The organism is Paenibacillus sp. FSL R5-0475 (assembly GCF_038004585.1).
Classification (GTDB): Bacteria; Bacillota; Bacilli; order Paenibacillales; family Paenibacillaceae; genus Paenibacillus_AQ.
This window is the reverse complement of the sequence record NZ_JBBORK010000001.1, coordinates 5946923-5965221: the sequence shown is the minus strand read 5'-3', so window position 1 is coordinate 5965221 and position 18299 is coordinate 5946923. Positions and strand designations below refer to the sequence as shown.

Below are 18299 nucleotides of genomic sequence, written 5' to 3'. Positions count from 1 at the left end.
AATCTGAAATGTGGATTTGGGAATATCATTCTATACTCTAGAGATACATCTTGCAACGATATATAGTACCCTTTTGCCCTTGCCCAAATATAATGAATCATCTAGTCATTTGAAGAGGGGGTTATATCATGGCGTTACCCACCATCATAACCACAGTTCCTACATCCGTACCTGTCGGAGATATTGAGGTAAATCCCATCACCAATCGGGTATACTTCGTAAATCCTAACACTACAGCCGGAACTGTTGGTGTATTAAGCACCCTGACCAATCGGATCATTGCAACCATACAAGTAGGTAGATTTCCGCTCAAGCTTGCCATCAACCCAAGAACAAACCGTGTGTACGTCACCAACTTCCGCGATGGAACGGTATCTGTAATTAGCGGACGGACAAACCGTGTAATCAAGACCCTCCAAGTAGGCAGGAACCCTGATAGTGTTAACGTTAATGTTCGAACGAACCTGATTTATGTGTCGAGTGCCTCTGGCATCGTAACCGTCATCGATGGCAGATCGAACTGCATTCGGACTACTATCCAGATCGGCGGCCGCCCTTCCGCTATCGTCATTAATAAACGTACCAATCGCATTTATGTAACGAATACGATAAACAATTCCGTATCTGTCATTAACGGTAGTACACAAACTGTAATAGCAACCATCAAGGTTGGCAACAACCCAGTAATCACACCTGCGCTAAATCCGATTACGAACCGTATTTATGTAGCGAACAACTTAAGCCGCTTTCTTTCCGTGATCAATGGCCGCACCAACAAGCTCCTCAAGAATGTACAGCTTGGACGGTTACAAAGCGAGGTCATCCTTAATCCGCTTACAAACCGTGTTTACGTGTCCAGTGCTCAACAGGTTAAACAAGGGAAGCTTTTTGTGCTTAATGGAAATACCAATAAAGTGATTGCAACTAGAGTGTTATCTTCCTCCTCCAGCACATTCATCAACCCGATTACAAATCATTTATTTGTCAGTAATTTCAATAAGAACAGAATGTCCGTGTATAACGCCAGTACGTTTAAAAGAATCGCGGTATTCCCCTCCGTAACAGGCGTAAACATCGCACTTAATCCACTAACGAACAGGTTATATGTCGCAAACGACAATTCCATCACAGTCATTCAGGATGGTCCAAGATTAACACATCATTATAAGTAATCTTTACTTTCTTATATTTGCAAAAAAAGGCGCTTCACCTATAAGGTGAGCGCCTTTTTGAATATAGACTAATGCGTTGTAACTTGCTTAGCAGCTACTTTCTTTGCAGTCACTTTCTCTTCTGCCGTTTCCTTAGGCTGTACACCTCTTTTAATAAAGAAGGCTAGAATAAATGCAATAATCGCTACGCCTACAGATACCAAGAATGCATCGTTAATTCCTTCAATAGTAGCTTTCGCAATGACTTGATTTTGTATACCAAGCAATTGGTCTGCCGAAGGTTTAGCCGTTAATTTACTTACAGCATCAGCGACCATATCTTTCACATGTGAAGTGGTACTGTTAGACATAATGGTTACGAGCAGTGCCCCACCTATTGCCCCTGATACTTGCTGAATCGTACTGTTCATAGCTGTACCATGCGGCGTATATTTGGCTGGGATAGAATTCAAACCATTGGTCATAACTGGCATCATCACCATAGAGATCCCGAACATTCTCACAGAATATAGAATCATGAGTGTCGAATATTTAGTCGTTTCAGTCAGATCACTAAAGAAATACGTACTAATTACTACAATCGCTAGACCGATTAGCGCTAATACCTTACCGCCGAATTTATCGAACAATTTACCTGTGATTGGAGACATAACACCCATAATTAACGCACCAGGCAACATTAGAAGTCCCGAATCCAATGGTGAAATCCCTCTAATATTTTGCAGGTAAATCGGCATTAGCATCATCGCTGAGAACATTGCCATATTCAGTGTAATCGAAATCGCTGAAGATAAAGCGAACATCGGATATTTGTACACTCTGAAGTTAAGCATAGGCTCCTTCATCTTCATTTGGCGCATAATGAAGATCACTAATCCAATCGCTCCGATAATAAGCGCGGAGTAGACCATTGGATCATCCCATCCTTTATTCCCAGCAGAACTGAAGCCATATAGGAGACCCCCGAAACCAATCGCTGATAGAACTACAGATAAGAAATCAATCTTAATAGCCACATCTTTTTTAGGATCATGCAATTTGAAGAAGGCCAGAATGAACACCAATACAGCGATTGGGGCAATCATAAAGAATAGTACAGGCCATTCATAGTGCTGAATAATCCATCCAGATAATGTAGGTCCGATAGCTGGTGCAAAAATCATAACCAGCCCGAACATCCCCATAGCTGAACCACGTTTCTCAGGTGGAAAGGTAGTGAACAATACATTCATTAATAATGGCATCATGATCGCAGCCCCTGAAGCCTGAACCATTCTGGCGATCAGCAACACAGGGAAGCTTGGTGCTAATCCGCCGATAAAGGTTCCTATCGCAAATAATCCAATCGCGATTAAGAACAACCGTCTCGCGGTATACTTTTGAATCAAAAAAGCTGTTGAAGGAATCATGATCCCGTTCACCAGCATATAGCCCGTTGATAGCCACTGTACCGTTGAGGCACTGACATTAAAATCCTTCATAATCGATGGTAAAGCTATATTGAGTAGGGTATTACTCAGTAAAGCAACAAATGCACCAATCATGAGGATTGCCAATATCCCGTAAGATGCTTTACTTTCTTTTGCTTTCATTTTGGAATCCTCCATTCTATAATCATACTAACGGTTCAAAATTGAACTCATGTTATAATCCGGTGTAGAATATATTACTCCCTTATTTCTCGCTTGGCAAGACAAAAATCACTTAAAATTGAAATTGTATTAAGTGGAAATATACGCTAGTCTATATTGGAACAAAGAGTTCAGCTTAAAGGGGCACCTCAGATGATAAATAAACGAAAAGAGCAAGTGGTTCATAAAGCGCATGAATTATTTATTGAAAAAGGCTACCACGCCACATCCATTCAGGATATTTTGAATCATAGCCGGATCTCCAAAGGATCTTTTTATAACTATTTCCCTTCAAAAGGGGATCTCTTTAAGGCTGTATTTACGTCCATTCACGATCGACTTGAAGAAGGGCGAAATTCCCTGCTCATAGGTCAAGATCCTTCTGACATTAAGATATTTGCCGAGCAGATTCAGCTGGTCATGAAAATCAATAAGAAAAATAAATTGTTACAGCTCGTAGAAGATGCTTTGGTCTCCAATGACCCAGACTTAATAACATTTATCAAAAAAACAAAGTTCAACCTCCTTACCTGGGTACATGAACGTTTCCTTCATATTTTCCCTGAGGATAAGAAACCCTATTTACTGGACGGAGCCATCATTTTTACAGGAATTCTACAAAATATGCTACAAATCAACAGTGCTATGAATGAAGTCATCACCTCTAAGCAGATCATTGATTATTGCACTACGCTTATCCAAACCATTGTTGAAGAAGTAAGTCAAATGGGCATTCAACTCATCTCACCAGAGCATGTGGGCAAATTATTACCCGCAGCGGAATACAGTGATTTTTTCAATAATGATTTATCCTTTGCGACCATCAGCTTAAAAAAAGTAATAGAGAGATCATTTACAACTGGTGATGCGAACCTCACTAATTATCTAAAGCTGTTATACTTTATCCAGGAAGAAATCATGAACAACAAGGAACCGAGACAGTTCTTAATCGAAAGTGCTCTGCTATCCTTAAGAACATGTCCTAATCTAAATGAAGCCAAAGAGTTTAAGCATTATCAGGATGTATTATCTAAAATGCTGTAAAGCTAACTAAAAGTGTGGTGAAGCATTTGTTCAAGCTATTATTAATCGAAGACGATTCAACGCTGTTTAATGAGATCAAGGAGCGACTTACCCAGTGGTCTTATGATGTGTATGGCATTCAAGATTTCAGCAATGTCACGCAGGAATTTATAGAGATCAAACCTGATTTAGTCATCATCGACATCCAATTACCTAAATTTGATGGGTTTCATTGGTGCCGAATGATTCGTTCCCACTCTAACCTTCCGATTATCTTCTTATCATCCCGGGATCATCCTACGGATATGGTAATGTCGATGCAGCTTGGAGCCGATGACTATATTCAAAAGCCCTTCCATTTCGATGTACTCATTGCCAAAGTACAAGCGATTCTTCGGCGCGTCTACAATTACAACACGGATAACCTTGAGCTCAAGACATGGTGTGGAGCAACCGTGGATTATGAGAGAAATGTATTGACGCATGATATGGGATCGATTGAGCTTACGAAAAACGAGATTTTTATATTGAAATTGCTTATTGAGAAAAAAAATAAAATCGTCACCCGCGAGGAATTAATCAATAGCTTGTGGGATGATAAACGTTTTATAAGTGACAATACCCTTACCGTCAACGTAAACCGGCTGCGAAAAAAGCTGGATGAGATAGGCTTGGGTAGTTTCATTGAAACGAAAGTAGGACAAGGGTATATGGCCATCGAAGAGGAAGCACTATGATTAAAAAGTATCTCTTGGAAAGAAGTAGCTGGATCCTACTAGTCCTCTTTACCAATCTTTTTATACTTTTTGTCACCTATATGGATTCATCAATCCCATTCTCTTCAGTTCTCTATCTGGTCTCCTTGTCGATGCTTTTTTTTGTGATGTTCTTAATCCTTCGCTATCCCAGAGAAACCAGGTTCTATAAAAGCTTGGTTGAGCGAGATGATGATCTGGATGTAACGAGTATCGCCACCCCCGAAAGCCCGTTTGAGCATATTATTGAAGAGAGTATTATCAATCAAGCTAAATGGTTAAAACAGGCTGCCTCGAACAATCAAATGACGTTAGAACAGGAAAAAGATGAACTATTATCGTGGATTCATGAAGTGAAGACCCCTCTGACAGCGATGCATCTAATGATGGAGCGAATCGAAGATGATGTAATGAGGAAACATCTGACCTATGAATGGCTGCGCATACATCTTCTGCTGGATCAACAGCTACATCAAAGGCGAATTCCCTTTATCGAAAATGATCTGTATATAGAACATATCGATTTAGAAACGCTTATTTTCGGGGAGATTAAGACGTTGCAATCCTGGTGTATTCAGAAGGGGATCGGCTTTGAGCTGAACTTGGAAGTAGCTGAAGTGCTTAGTGATGCCAAATGGCTGGCTTTTATTATCCGACAACTACTAACCAACGCCGTAAAATATAGTGAAGCTTCAGATATTGCAGTGAGTAGCTATCAGCAAGCTGAGCATATCGTTCTTAAGGTGAAGGATGGCGGGCGCGGGATAGATCCCAAGGATCTGCCTCGGATATTTGATAGAGGATTTACTTCCACCACCGTGCATCGCGACAATGCCGCCACAGGTATGGGATTATATTTAGCCAAAAAAGCGGCGCAATCCTTGTTGATCGTCATCGGAGTTGAATCGAGGCCCGGATCAGGGACGACATTCACTTTAACCTTTCCGCTTAAAAATGAATTCGTGAAGCTCTCAAGCGTGTGACAACAATGTCACATGCTTTTTTATTTTGTTCGGGCAATCGAAGGATAAGAACGGCAAAGCCTTTTATAATAAAGCTATACAAAAAGAACGAGTATAAAAAGGGAGTGAATCATTATGGCAATTCTTGAAGCCACTAAAATTCATAAAAGCTACGGAAATAAATTAAACAAACAATCCGTGTTGAGTGGACTGGATATTTCTATAGAAGAAGGCGAATTTGTTGGGATCATGGGCTCTTCCGGTTCAGGAAAGACCACCCTGCTTAACGTTCTCTCGTCAATTGATCAGATTAGCAACGGATCGATTACCATTGAGGGTACTGAAATTTCTAATATGAAAGAAAAGCAATTAGCTGAATTCCGGAAAAATCATTTAGGATTTATTTTTCAAGAATACAATCTCTTAGATACGCTGACGGTGAAGGAGAACATCCTGTTACCTCTATCCATTACCAACACCCCTAAGAAAATTGCCAATGAGAAATTCGAAAACGTCGCGAGGGAGCTAGGGATTTTAGAGTTAAAAAATAAGTACCCGAATGAAATCTCTGGGGGTCAAAAACAACGCACCTCTGCAGCCAGAGCCTTCATTCATGATCCAAGCATTATTTTTGCTGACGAACCTACAGGAGCCTTGGACTCTAAATCTGCTTCTGATTTGTTAAACAAGCTGAGTGAACTAAATCAAAGACGAAAAGCAACGATCGTTATGGTTACACATGATCCAGTGGCAGCTAGCTATTGCAGTAGAGTTATTTTTATAAAGGATGGTACGATCTATACGCAATTAAATAAAGGAGAACAATCAAGACAAGTCTTCTTCAACGACATCATAAAAACACAAGGTGTATTAGGTGGTGTGCAGAATGAGCATTAATGTACTGATGCTTCGAAATCTGCGAAAAAACATCAGAAATTACTATCTGTATGTATTTGCTCTCGTTTTTAGCGTGGCCTTATATTTCGCCTTTGTTACGTTGCAATACGATCCCTCGATGGATGCAGTAGAAGGCTCGATCAAAGGTGGCGCAGCAATCAAGGCTGCCTCGGTCTTACTGGTCGCGATTGTATCCATTTTCCTGTTATATGCAAACACTATCTTCATCAAACGCCGGGGAAAAGAAATTGGTCTGTTCCAGTTAATAGGGATGACCAAAAGTAAAATATTCCGAATCCTTTCGGCAGAGAATTTCATCCTATATTTTGGTTCTTTAATTCTAGGAATAGCCGTGGGCTTTTCTATTTCCAAATTAATTCTTATGATTCTTTTTAAAATAATGGGGATCGATGCGATAGCATCCCTTCGTTTTTCTACCCCAGCCCTGGTTCAAACGCTGATCGTATTCTTTGTAATCTATCTTTTGATCATGCTGATGAATTATGGATTTATTAAAAGACAAAGCATTCTATCCTTATTCCGGGTGACCTCAACCACAGAAGGCAACGTGAAAAAGCTGTCCTTCTTTGAAATGATTATAGGGATCGTTGGGATTGGATTGATTCTGCTTGGCTATTCGATTTCATCCCGATTATTTAGCGGAGACTTAACATCAATGACTGAGCTATCTATATCCATGATCACTATTCTGGCTTCAGTTATCATCGGGACTTATCTTTTTTATAAAGGCTCGGTAAGCTTTATCTTTCATCTCATTCGTAAAAAGAAAAACGGGTATCTGAATATTAAAGAGGTGTTGTCTCTCTCCTCCATTATGTTCCGAATGAAATCAAATGCCGTACTGTTAACCATCATTACAACGGTATCAGCTCTGGCGCTGGGTTTATTATCCTTGAGTTATATTTCTTTCTACTCTGCTGAGAAAAGTGCGAAGCTCTATGTTCCGTCAGATTTTATTCTTACGGATATCCAGGATGCTAAACAATTTAAAGAGGCATTAACGACTGAAAATTTGCTGTTTACGGAAAAAATAACCGAAGTCATTCAAGTGGATGTAAATATAGAGAAGCTTCTGGCAGAAAATTCCAATGCGCTCGGTAAGATGTCGAATAATATGACTCTTCCCGTCATCAGTGAAAATTCGCTGGAGGGCATTGATCTATCCCCTGATGAGGCCTATTTTACGAAGACAAGTAGTGCAATGGAGAATCTGATTTCTATGAAGGACCAGGGTGGCATTGAATTCAAGGGACAACATGAAGTCATTCCGCAGTTTTATAAAAGAATTGATATGGAAGCCCCCGTTTTATACAATTTCACAGGTGGTGGCTTACCCCTTGCTATTGTAGACGACACGACCTTTGAACGCTTAAAGAAGGATCTAGATCCAGCCCTTCAAAGAAAGTCCTCTCTTAATATCGGCATCGATATGAAAGAACGGGCAAGCGTTGAGCAGGCTAATGAGCTTTTTCAGAACATGAAATTTGCAAAAGGCCACATAACCGACTCTCAACTGGAGACGAAGAACAATCAAAAGCAAACTATGGGACTTATCATGTTTATCGTGGCCTTTCTGGGGCTAACCTTCCTGATTACCTCTGGATGCATTCTTTACTTTAAACAAATGGATGAAAGTGAGAATGAAAAGCCCAACTACACGATCCTCAGAAAGCTTGGTTTCACGCAAGGGGATCTGCTTAGAGGGATTCAGGCGAAACAATTATTTAATTTTGGGATTCCATTAGTCATTGGATTGCTTCACAGTTACTTCGCCGTAAAATCAGGATGGTTCTTCTTCGGTACAGAGCTCATGACACCGATGATTCTGGTGATGCTGCTATACACCGCTTTGTATTCGATTTTTGCAGTGCTATCCGTGTTCTATTATAAAAAGGTAATTAAAGAGTCACTTTAAAAAAAGAGGGGTTCCACAAGCCAGCATGGCTTAGGAACCCCTTGTTGTTATCATACCTCTATCTCCTATCTTCATATTCAATTCTAGTTAACCCGTAGAAGACTATATCCTCGAATTTATCCCATTTTAAAATATGCCGTTTAAATTCCCCTTCAAATCTCATTCCAGCTTTTTTCATAACGTTAGAGGAGGCAGGATTTCTAGTCATTGCCGCTGCCCATATTTTATTTAATGCGAGGTCTTCAAATCCAAAATCAATTAATCGCTTAGCTGCTTCAGTCGCATAGCCATCTCCCCAAAAAGATCTTCCTACCCAATAAGCAAGCTCACCTCTTTGATGCGATTTGTCTATATTTAGACTCATACAGCCTATTAAGGTATTACTCTCTTTACTAATTAAAGCAAAAGGAAATCCTTCCCCTTCGTCTGCGCTTTTCCTACAGGCACCAATCCAAGATTCAGCCGCTCCATCAGGGTATGGATGAGGAATAGACAGCGTTGTTCTAGCTACTTCTATATCCCCAGCAAGCTCTTGAACTTTACTTGCATCTGTGGATTGAAACTGTCTTAGTATTAACCTTTGTGTTTCAAATGTAGGTTGCATAGAAAGTACCTCTCACTATTGGATTTTCAATAGATTATATTACAATTGTTGGATATTGCAATACATATATCAGCTATTCACAATCCCCAATACGAAACCATCATACCCTTTACTTCCCACTGTCTGAATGGCAGTAGCCGAAATCTTAGGCTCTTCAGCCAACAGATCATAAAATTCCCGTACGCCTACTACACGAGGATCTTTGCTATTCTTGTTAATGATCTCGCCTTCACGAATCACATTATCGCCTATAATCACTGTACCGGGCCGGGAAAATTGAAGCGCCCACTGTAAATAGTTAGGGTTGTTGGGTTTATCGGCATCAATGAATATAAAGTCAAAGGGTTCCACACCCTCTTGTTTCATCTGAGACAATTGCCCCAAAGCATCGCCTATACGAAGTTCTATCAGATCATCTACTTGAGCAAGCGCGAAATTGGCCCCAGCCACCTGAGCATGCGATGGATCTAACTCCAAGGTAACGATATGTCCGTCAGACGGGAGCGCCCTTGCCATCCAAATTGTACTGTACCCACCCAAAGTGCCAATCTCCAGAATCCGGCGTGCACCTTTCATTTGAACCAATAGGTTAAGGAATTTTCCCTGACTAGGTGAGACATCAAAGGGCGGCAGCCCTGCCTGTTGATTCGCGGACAACACTTCCTCCAGCACGGAGTCCTGCGGAATTAAGCGCTCTGTAATGTACTGATCGACTTTATCCCATGTAGTCGTTTGATTCATATTTATCACTTCTCCTTTGAAATAAAATTTTCATTTCCACAATTAGGGATCGGTCGTAACTACGAGGAGTGTTTGGACTTCCAGCCGCTGTTGTCTCCAGATTTCTTCGATTAAAACCACTATTCGTGGTTGAAATCCGTAGACAAAGGCGGTCGCTGACGCTCCTACAGTTCCAAACCTCCTCTTCGGTACTCCTTTTCCCTAACTAAAGATTCAAGTTCAACTTCATACCTGTATTGTAAATCAGTTATAATCATAAATATAATATATCTTTAAACCAAAATTATATATTTAATATATGAATCAAACGATAGCAGATAGGAGCTTAACCATGAATCTACACGCCTTACGCTTATTCCATGTGATCGCATCAACGGGTAGCGTGACACGCGCCTCAGAAACTTTAAATATCAGTCAGCCTGCGATTACGGCTCAGATCAAGAAATTCGAAAAGGAACTATCCTTCGCCCTATTCAAGCCTCAAGGTAGAGGAATTGCTTTAACGGATGCGGGTGAAGAGCTTGCCCTACTCGCGAAAAGACTGTTCGCTGTCGAACAGCAGATCGAACAATTCACTCAGGATTATGTTAACGGCACGAATGGAAGTATCCGCCTAGCCGCGACGTATTTACCTGCTCATTTCCTTATTCCTACCTGGATCGCAAAGTTCAAGCAACAATATGAGCAAGTGGAAATGGTGATTACTACCACCAATTCAAGCGATGCCCTGAAGCAGCTGTTAAATGTAGACGTGGATATGGCGATTTACGGAGGGATTACCGAAGCCTATCCAGATACGATCCGGACAGAAGAGTTATTTCAGGATGAGTTATGGTTTGTGGTCGCACCCCATCACCCCTATGCGAATCTGCAAATTTCTTTATCCGAAATGATGAAGGAGCCCTTTGTCATGCGTGAGGAAGGGAGTTCGACGAGAGAGAGATTATTATCGTTATGCCGTACATATAATACGCCAGCTCCCACGATCTCTTTGCAATTTAACGGACTTCATGAAGCGATTCAAGCCGTTATCGCCGGGTATGGCGCCAACTTCGTCTCTTCACTCGTTGTTCGCGAATATGTTGAACGTGGAGAGTTATGCCGAGTTTATGTTGAAGGCATACATCTGAAGAACAGCATTGCGATCTGTACGCGAAAAAATGAACCATTATCCGCCTCAGCGGCAAACCTTATTCAAATGATTCGCCAAAATCCTTATACGATGTAGCATTAATGTTTAGAGAGGCTTATCGGAATCGAGGCAGGAAAGCATCCTGGAGCCTACTTTTCGCTGCATACCTCTCGCTGGATTAGTGAAAACCTGCAATAGTGCAGCTTTTTGTACAGGCATCCTCATCATGCAGACCAAAAACTGCAAATGTACAGGAAATATCCTCACAAACGGCTTGAAAGCTTCTTCTAGCGCAAAAATAACTGCAGATTCGCAGGAATAAGTGCTTCAGCTCTCCACGTATTATAAAAAGATGTACTTTTGCAGGTTTATCCACCGGTTATAGTTAGTAATTAGTCAATCATCACATCTTGAGCACATTGTGCTGATTATATCCTTGAGCCATCCTATATTTACGTAAAAAAGACTGCTCTCTAGTCTGACTATATCCAGCCCGGAGAGCAGTCCTTGTAAGTACAGGCTTTATTGGAACGCCTTACGCTTGCTTCTTCTCCGTTAAATAGTACAGGAAGGCCAAGATCGGCAGTGCCAGACCGATCAAGCTTGTCAGACCCCAGCCCCCGTACGCATATGCCCAGCCGCCCAGTGAAGAGCCGATGGCTCCGCCTACGAAAAATATCGCCATAAATAATCCGTTTAAACGTCCTCTCGCCTCGTTGCCAAGGGAATAAATTGCCCTTTGTCCAAGCACCAGATTACCCGATACCCCCATATCCAGCATAATAGCTGCTGCAACCAGCAATCCGAGCGTCACTCTTGAATCATTCTGAAACAAGTAAGCAAGAAGAAAAGCCACAGCTGCCAGCACAAACGCAAGTCCGGTCAACGGCCGGGTCCAGCCCCGGTCAGCCAATCTCCCAGCGATGGGAGAAGCGATAGCCCCAGCCACTCCGGCCAGCGCAAACAAGGCAATGCCTTGCTGACTTAAATGATACGTATCGGCCAGATGCAAAGAGACCGTCGTCCAGAACAGGCTGAAAGCTCCAAACAGGCTAGCCTGATAAATCGCCCGGCGGCGTAACACTGGCGTACTCTTCAGTAAAGTACCTAGAGAACGGATCAATCCGCCATAATTCATTGTAGGCACAGGTTGGCGCTGCGGCAGCACACGGGACAATAGAAGTGTTAATAAGGCAATCACTACGGCGGATATGGCATAAATCGCATGCCAACCCCACAATCCAGAGACAAAGCTGGCCAGTGGCCGGGCGAACATAATACCGAGCAGCAGCCCACTCATTACATTACCGACCACCCGGCCGCGCTGCTCTTCAGTAGCCAGAAAAGACGCATACGGCACAAGAATCTGGGCAGCTACGGAACCGAGACCAATGAACAGGGATGCTCCCAAAAAGATCGCTGCATTCGGAGCTAGTGTGGCTGCTACCAGTGATACCACCACCACAGCCAGCGACACCACTGTCAGGCAGCGATTCTCAATAATATCGCTAAGCGGTACTAGGAACAAAAGTCCAAGAACGTATCCTACCTGGGTCAAAGTTACAATCAGACCCGCTGCCCCAGAAGAAAGCTGCGTAGCTTGGGCGATCTGTCCGATCAGGGTTTGGGCGTAATACAGATTGGCCACAATTAGTCCGCAGGAGGCCGCTAATAGAAATGTAATCCATCCAGGGATCGTCTTTCCTTCCGCATGTTCCTTGACTGGATTCACTGAACTTACTGAACTTACTGAACTTACAGGATTCATTCGTCTTCCTTGATTCATAAGATCTCCACCCTTCGATTCTAAATACTGAACGCAACGTTCATTAATTGATTTAAATATATACTGAACGTTCAGTTTTGTAAATAGGCGATTGGCTACTTCATATAACCTTTTGTATAATGAACGTATAGTTTCTTTTTAGATCGCAAGTTAAATAAAGGATAGATTAATCGGGAGGGATCTCTGATGGATAAAAAAAGAGGACGGCCGCGCAATAGCGAAGCCGAGGCTTCTATTCTGGCAGCATCGTATGATCTACTACTAGAGACTGGATTTGGTGCGGTGACCGTAGAGAAAATCGCGGAACGGGCCAAGGTAAGTAAAGCAACCATTTATAAATGGTGGCCTAACAAAGCAGCTGTGGTCATGGACGGCTACCTCTCTGCAGCATCCGCAAGATTGCCAGTGCCGGACACCGGTTCGGTCATGGACGATATTATGATGCATGCCACAAACCTGGCTAATTTTCTTCGCAGCCGAGAAGGAAAGATCATTACCGAGTTGATCGGCGAAGGTCAATTTGATGCTGGCCTTGCTGAGGCCTATCGTGCGAGGTTTTTCGCTCCCCGCCGCCAAGAGGCGCGACAGTTGTTGGAGCGTGGGGTGACCCGAGGCCAATTAAAAGCGGATCTGGATATTGGGATCACGATTGATCTGCTGTATGGACCGATATTTTATCGGCTTCTGATCACAGGGGATGAGCTAGACGAAGCTTTTGTGAAATATATGATCACCTCTGCCTTTGAAGGCATCAAAGCATAACAAGAATAAACGTCTTTGGCGAAACTTATACTTTCTTATATTTTAAAAAGCCATCCTTTGCAGGATGGCCTATCACTTATATTTACACCGTTCGATCTAAATTAACTTCAAACGTGTCTCCAGTTACATAATCCATATACCTCGTATTCCCATCGTAATCCAAATAAGCTTGATAGCGGGTACGAATAGCCGGTTGTGTAATCCAATCAAGCACTTTCTCTTTTGCCATCCACATCACTTCAGAGGTTTCCTCCGAGGTACATAATTCCCCACCCACAGGCTTGCAGATAAAATCAAACATAACCTTGGTAGGAACATCGGTTACACCGTCATACCATTTATGAATGCCTGTATTGGAATACACACCAATCAATTGAGATACCGTGACATCTATTCCACTTTCCTCTTTAATCTCTCGAATTAATGCATCCACCAGGTTCTCTCCGACCTCTACTTGTCCACCAGGAAATACCCATCCACCATCATGAGTCTTTACTAAAAGGATATCTCCTTGTTCATTTTCTGCGAATCCACCTGCCGCTACAATATGTGTTGGCCAAGCCATAGAATGCACCTCTTTTTAGAAGAGGTTAACAATTTAATCAGCATTTGTAAACGATATTTTTCTATTCCATAACGCTTTAAAAGCTTCGCAATGCTCTATTAAATCATCAAACTTTCCTTCACCCACGACCGAGCCTTGGTCCACTACCAGTATCTTATCAACGTCTTTTATAAAATTTAGTCGGTGGGCAACAATAATGATGGTTTTATCCTTAAATTCCTGCAAAATCGTCTCCATAAGGCTTTGCTCCGTAATATTATCAAGTGCAGAAACAGGTTCATCTAGAATTAGAATGTTTCTTTTCTGAGCAATGATTCTGGCAAAAGCTAATCGCTGTCTCTCCCCGCCTGATAATTTAACCCCTTTTTCACCTACCAAAGTGTCTAAACGATCCGGTAATTGGCTTACCTTTTCTTGCAGATGAACCTTTTCCAAAATCTCATACAACTCTTCATCGGACAAGGAATGCTCATCAAATACAATATTGTCCCTAATCGTAGCGTCAAAAATCGGCGTGTCTTGTGATAAGTAAGAGATATGATCATAGTAGCTATCCAGATGGATCTCATCGATATCCTTACCATCCAATAAGAGTTCACCTTTGTCCTTTTTTAATAATCCTACGACTAACTTAATCAGAGTTGATTTCCCGCCCCCACTTAATCCGACAATAGCAACGGACGTTCCTCGCCCAACGGAAAAACTCAGGTTGTTCAGAATTCCCACATTACCATAGTTAAAAGATACATCCCTAAATTCAATATTACCGTGGATCTCAGTGATAACTTCTCCTCGTTCTAGATTCTTATCTTCTGGGGCATGAATAAACTCTTCAAATCTCTTGTAGGTCACTCTATTCAGTCTGTAATCTACAAAGAGGACATTGAAGATAGCAATCGGCGAATAAATCTTATCAATAAACATAAACAGTGCGACCACAACACCAAGTGACGTCTCACCTGCGACAATGCTTTTCACACCGTAAATTAAGACAACGACTTTAATAATCGTGACAAACAACTCGAATATCGCGAAAAAAGCTTCATGGATCATTTGTAACTGAGCATTTTTTTGAATGATAGTGCGTGCAGTCTGGCTTAATTTATCGATCTCTTTCTCATATCTTTTGTTCGTTCGGAAGACGACTAATTCCATAAATCCACGGATAGAGAATCTGGACATCTTTTCTTGTTCCTGTAGAATGGCCGCCTTCATCGCATACAGAAATTTCAACAGCAAATTCGTTATCAAAAAGACGACCACGTAGCCTGCAGCAATCACTACCATGATCCTTAAATCATAGAAGCTGATAAAGATAAGACTGAACAGAAGAGTGGGCAATAACTCATGTAATGTTTTGAGGAAAAAGGAGAAAATCATGCTGTTTCCAGCTGCTGCTCCATTCTCGATCACTTTAATCATCTGACCTGTGCCCATATCCTGATAGGCTTGATAGTCGATTTTGGATATTTTAGATAGTGCAAGTATCTTTAACCTCTCCGTTATACTGTTCGATAAATACACACTAGGGTATTCATCCACATAATTTAGGATCACCACCCCTGCCAGCAAAAGGCCGTACACCAAGATTAAATTAAATATCTCACCAAAGCTGTTGATCACCGTGACCTTGTCTAATATTTTTTGAAACACTACAATGCCTAAACTACTCAGCAGTTGAATAGTAAAACCCAATAAAATATAACCGCATATCCACCATTTCAGGTGAGCTAGACTCTTTTTCAACATATCGTTAATCCCCTATCTTTTAATTGAATGCAAAAAAGCCAGGCAACCCCCACCATCCAACTATTAAAAACCATCCACAAATAAACGGTTCTCAAAGTTAAATAGGTTAAGTGCCTGGCTCTATACAAAAAGCTGCCTATGGCACCGTTCAATGTTCTAGTTAATGTAATCAAAAGGGTAGACTCCCCCCTTGATAGCTGGTACGCGTTTGACCCAGCCCGATAACTAGTTACTTCGAACGATACGGAAAGACATCCATTTCACCCCAATTAAAAGAATTGTTCCTATTATAATTCTCTAATCCATATATTTCAAGAATTACGTTTGACGATACGTAGTCCTGCCACTTGGCCCACCTTATGTCCTTCATGCGAAGCGAACTTGATCGTAACCGCTGAGTTGCTGCCCGTGATCGTCTGCGGAAGCTCGTAACGAATGGTCTCCAGCTTGTTCATCTCTTCAGACTCAAGGACGCCTAGCCCAAGTTGTTCACCATCTGCCGTAATATCGAAAGCCACCGAAGTATCGTTGGACTTCAAATACGTTACCACCAGATCCACTTGCTCCTCTGGCAAGACTTCCATCGTGAAGGAGAACCAGCCATTGATCCAGCTATCGCGATACTTGCGGTTGTAGATTTTGCCTAAGCTTACATACTCTCCTTCGAAGTTATGGTCACGTTCAGGTTGCATTTCAGCAGGTTGTACCGAATCGACGGTTAGCTGTTCAAGCAGCAAGTTATTCTCCACGGCTTCGCGATATTCAACTTCTATCAGCTTCCATTCCTCCGGCGTGAACAAATCCCAATACACGGAATAACGATGATCATGCATAGGGTAGAATGGACGAAGCTCATGGTCTCCTGCATATCCTAAACCTTTCATCCGGAACACATTTTTGCTAACGTTAGACTGAATCAGGCTATCCGTTAGCGTCTCGCGATCTCCAATTAATACAGAAGCAAGGGCGCGATCACTGCCTAGCTCAGCATTTATAGGTCCAAAATCACCTGCAAGCACAAGCGGTCCATAGAGGAATGCAATTCGGTTTGGATTATCCGGCATGGACTCGATTCTTACCGACATCGGAATATCATATTCGACAACGTCTCCATCCTGCCATACTCTATCCAAAGCTAGGTAGCTGGATTTGCCCACATTCACTTGAATGTCTTCACCATTTACTTTAACGCTCATGCCTTGCTCAGCCCAGTAGGGGTATCTTAGCTTCAATGTGAATTTAGTTGGTTTCTCCGTGCTGATACGCAGGGTGCCTAATCCCTCTTCAGGGAACTTGGTCTCTTGCTTCAAACTAATGCCTTGCTCTTCCCAAGTCACTGTTGAAGGTGCGTACTGATTCACATACAGCTCATCTTCACTATGGAAGTAAATCGCCGAGCCATACATAGAATGGCTTTCCATTCCTGAGCCTACACAGCATGTAAAGCTCTCAAACTGGGAGTTGAACGACTTATGTCCCCCCATTTCGAGGGATACAAAATAACACACACGTCCATCAACCGGCTCCTGAGAAGCTAGGACATGGTTATACATTGCACGTTCGTAGTAATCCGCATATGCGGCATAAGCATCCCACTGGAACATATGCTTGGTCAGCTTCAGCATATTGTAGGTATTACACGTCTCACATGACCCCTCTCCCAATCGGTCGTTCAGCTTATCCGGTTCGCCGAAATGCTCATTATAGCTGTTGCCGCCAATCACGTATGAATGATGATTCACGACCCGATCCCAGAAGAAGCGGGAAATACCTGCATAATGCTCCTGCCCTGTTACCTCATATTGTCTAGCAGCTCCAATGATTTTTGGAATCTGTGTATTAGCATGTCTTCCAGCTAGGGTATCTTTTTCTATAGCAAGATCATTTAGCACTTCCCCATGATAAAAGCTTTCCGCTAACGTGAGGAAACGGTCATCGCCAGAATCCTCTGCCAAATCTGTGAGGACTTCATTCATACCGCCGAATTCACAACGCAGCACCTCTTGGATCTGATCTTTATTCAGCCCTGCAAAAATATCTTCAAGCCACATTCCAAGCTTCGTTTCAATAACGAGCGCCTTCTGATTTCCGGCCAATCGATAAGCATCACGAAGACCCGCAAACAGCTTATGCATCGTGTACAGCGGTACCCAGCCACCGTTGAGGTCAAAGCCCTGTGAGCGAATGTCGCCTACCTTCACTTCCTCAAACAGCTCTTTGCCACGAGGAATCCCGGAAATGAAGCCATTACCATGCGCATCCTGACAATGCTCCAATTCGTCTACTACATAATTCACGCGGGTGAGCAGCTCTTCATTCCCTGTAGAGGCATACATTAACGCACATCCAGAGATATAATGGCCTAGCGTATGGCCGCTAATGCCTTGAGATTCCCAGCCTTCATAATGAGCAGCCTTAGGCTCTAAGCCAGCATATTGGCGAAAACGCGACAGAAGCCGATCTGCCTCAAGCTTGAGTAAATAATCCGTATTTAACTCCATCGCATGGAGAAGTGGACCTGAATCAATGCGTACATTCTGCAAATCAAAAGCTTGCGTCTTCAATGAAATCGCTCCCTCGCAAT

General features: G+C 42.3%; 15 protein-coding genes. 8 read left to right on the top strand and 7 right to left on the bottom strand.

The window, feature by feature from the left end:
• The first annotated feature begins 128 nt into the window (after positions 1–128).
• Positions 129–1172: a YncE family protein gene (locus MKX41_RS26715; RefSeq protein ID WP_339268378.1), complete on the top strand. Its 1044-nt coding sequence runs from the start codon at positions 129–131 to the stop codon at positions 1170–1172.
• A gap of 68 nt (positions 1173–1240) precedes the next feature.
• Here MKX41_RS26715 and MKX41_RS26710 read toward each other — a convergent pair whose 3' ends face one another.
• A complete protein-coding gene (locus tag MKX41_RS26710; protein ID WP_076285163.1) occupies positions 1241–2764 on the bottom strand; it encodes a DHA2 family efflux MFS transporter permease subunit in 1524 nt (507 codons plus the stop codon).
• Positions 2765–2956: 192 nt separating this feature from the next.
• On the opposite strand from MKX41_RS26710, the gene MKX41_RS26705 reads away from it, so the two are divergent.
• The 5 genes from MKX41_RS26705 (at position 2957) to MKX41_RS26685 (ending at position 8376) form a co-directional block, all read left to right on the top strand.
• Positions 2957–3847: a TetR/AcrR family transcriptional regulator gene (locus MKX41_RS26705; RefSeq protein WP_256716355.1), complete on the top strand. Its 891-nt coding sequence runs from the start codon at positions 2957–2959 to the stop codon at positions 3845–3847.
• A 26-nt stretch (positions 3848–3873) separates the two neighbouring features.
• Complete coding sequence (locus tag MKX41_RS26700) at positions 3874–4563, top strand: response regulator transcription factor (RefSeq protein WP_042193184.1); 690 nt, start codon at positions 3874–3876, stop codon at positions 4561–4563.
• The gene (locus tag MKX41_RS26695) at positions 4560–5564 is read left to right on the top strand and encodes a sensor histidine kinase (RefSeq protein WP_340973859.1); all 1005 of its coding nucleotides are present in this window, start codon (positions 4560–4562) and stop codon (positions 5562–5564) included. The genes MKX41_RS26700 and MKX41_RS26695 overlap by 4 nt, the downstream gene beginning before the upstream one ends.
• A gap of 114 nt (positions 5565–5678) precedes the next feature.
• Positions 5679–6440 (top strand): ABC transporter ATP-binding protein, encoded by a 762-nt coding sequence (locus MKX41_RS26690; RefSeq protein WP_076285161.1) that lies wholly within the window; start codon positions 5679–5681, stop codon positions 6438–6440.
• On the top strand, positions 6430–8376 hold the full coding sequence (locus MKX41_RS26685) for an ABC transporter permease (protein WP_340973858.1): 1947 nt from the start codon (positions 6430–6432) through the stop codon (positions 8374–8376). The genes MKX41_RS26690 and MKX41_RS26685 overlap by 11 nt, the downstream gene beginning before the upstream one ends.
• 58 nt (positions 8377–8434) lie before the next feature.
• On the opposite strand, the gene MKX41_RS26680 is transcribed toward MKX41_RS26685, so the two are convergent.
• Positions 8435–8980 (bottom strand): GNAT family N-acetyltransferase, encoded by a 546-nt coding sequence (locus MKX41_RS26680; protein ID WP_340973857.1) that lies wholly within the window; start codon positions 8978–8980, stop codon positions 8435–8437.
• A 69-nt stretch (positions 8981–9049) separates the two neighbouring features.
• The gene (locus MKX41_RS26675) at positions 9050–9721 is read right to left on the bottom strand and encodes an O-methyltransferase (protein ID WP_076285158.1); all 672 of its coding nucleotides are present in this window, start codon (positions 9719–9721) and stop codon (positions 9050–9052) included.
• A 331-nt stretch (positions 9722–10052) separates the two neighbouring features.
• Here MKX41_RS26675 and MKX41_RS26670 point away from each other — a divergent pair, with 331 nt between their 5' ends.
• Positions 10053–10949, top strand: a complete 897-nt coding sequence (locus MKX41_RS26670) for a LysR family transcriptional regulator (RefSeq protein WP_076285157.1) — start codon at positions 10053–10055, stop codon at positions 10947–10949.
• A 439-nt stretch (positions 10950–11388) separates the two neighbouring features.
• Here MKX41_RS26670 and MKX41_RS26665 read toward each other — a convergent pair whose 3' ends face one another.
• Positions 11389–12639, bottom strand: coding sequence for an MFS transporter (locus MKX41_RS26665; protein ID WP_340973854.1), 1251 nt, complete (start codon positions 12637–12639; stop codon positions 11389–11391).
• 186 nt (positions 12640–12825) lie between these two features.
• Here MKX41_RS26665 and MKX41_RS26660 point away from each other — a divergent pair, with 186 nt between their 5' ends.
• Positions 12826–13401: a TetR/AcrR family transcriptional regulator gene (locus tag MKX41_RS26660; RefSeq protein WP_339244459.1), complete on the top strand. Its 576-nt coding sequence runs from the start codon at positions 12826–12828 to the stop codon at positions 13399–13401.
• Positions 13402–13483: 82 nt separating this feature from the next.
• Here MKX41_RS26660 and MKX41_RS26655 read toward each other — a convergent pair whose 3' ends face one another.
• The 3 genes from MKX41_RS26655 to MKX41_RS26645 form a co-directional block, all read right to left on the bottom strand.
• Positions 13484–13966, bottom strand: coding sequence for an NUDIX hydrolase (locus MKX41_RS26655; RefSeq protein WP_076300085.1), 483 nt, complete (start codon positions 13964–13966; stop codon positions 13484–13486).
• Between the two features lie 33 nt (positions 13967–13999).
• Positions 14000–15715 carry an ABC transporter ATP-binding protein gene (locus tag MKX41_RS26650; RefSeq protein ID WP_340973851.1) on the bottom strand — a complete coding sequence of 572 codons (1716 nt, stop codon included), beginning with the start codon at positions 15713–15715 and terminating at the stop codon, positions 14000–14002.
• Positions 15716–16026: 311 nt separating this feature from the next.
• The gene (locus MKX41_RS26645) at positions 16027–18279 is read right to left on the bottom strand and encodes a beta-L-arabinofuranosidase domain-containing protein (RefSeq protein WP_340973849.1); all 2253 of its coding nucleotides are present in this window, start codon (positions 18277–18279) and stop codon (positions 16027–16029) included.
• Between the last annotated feature and the right edge of the window lie 20 nt (positions 18280–18299).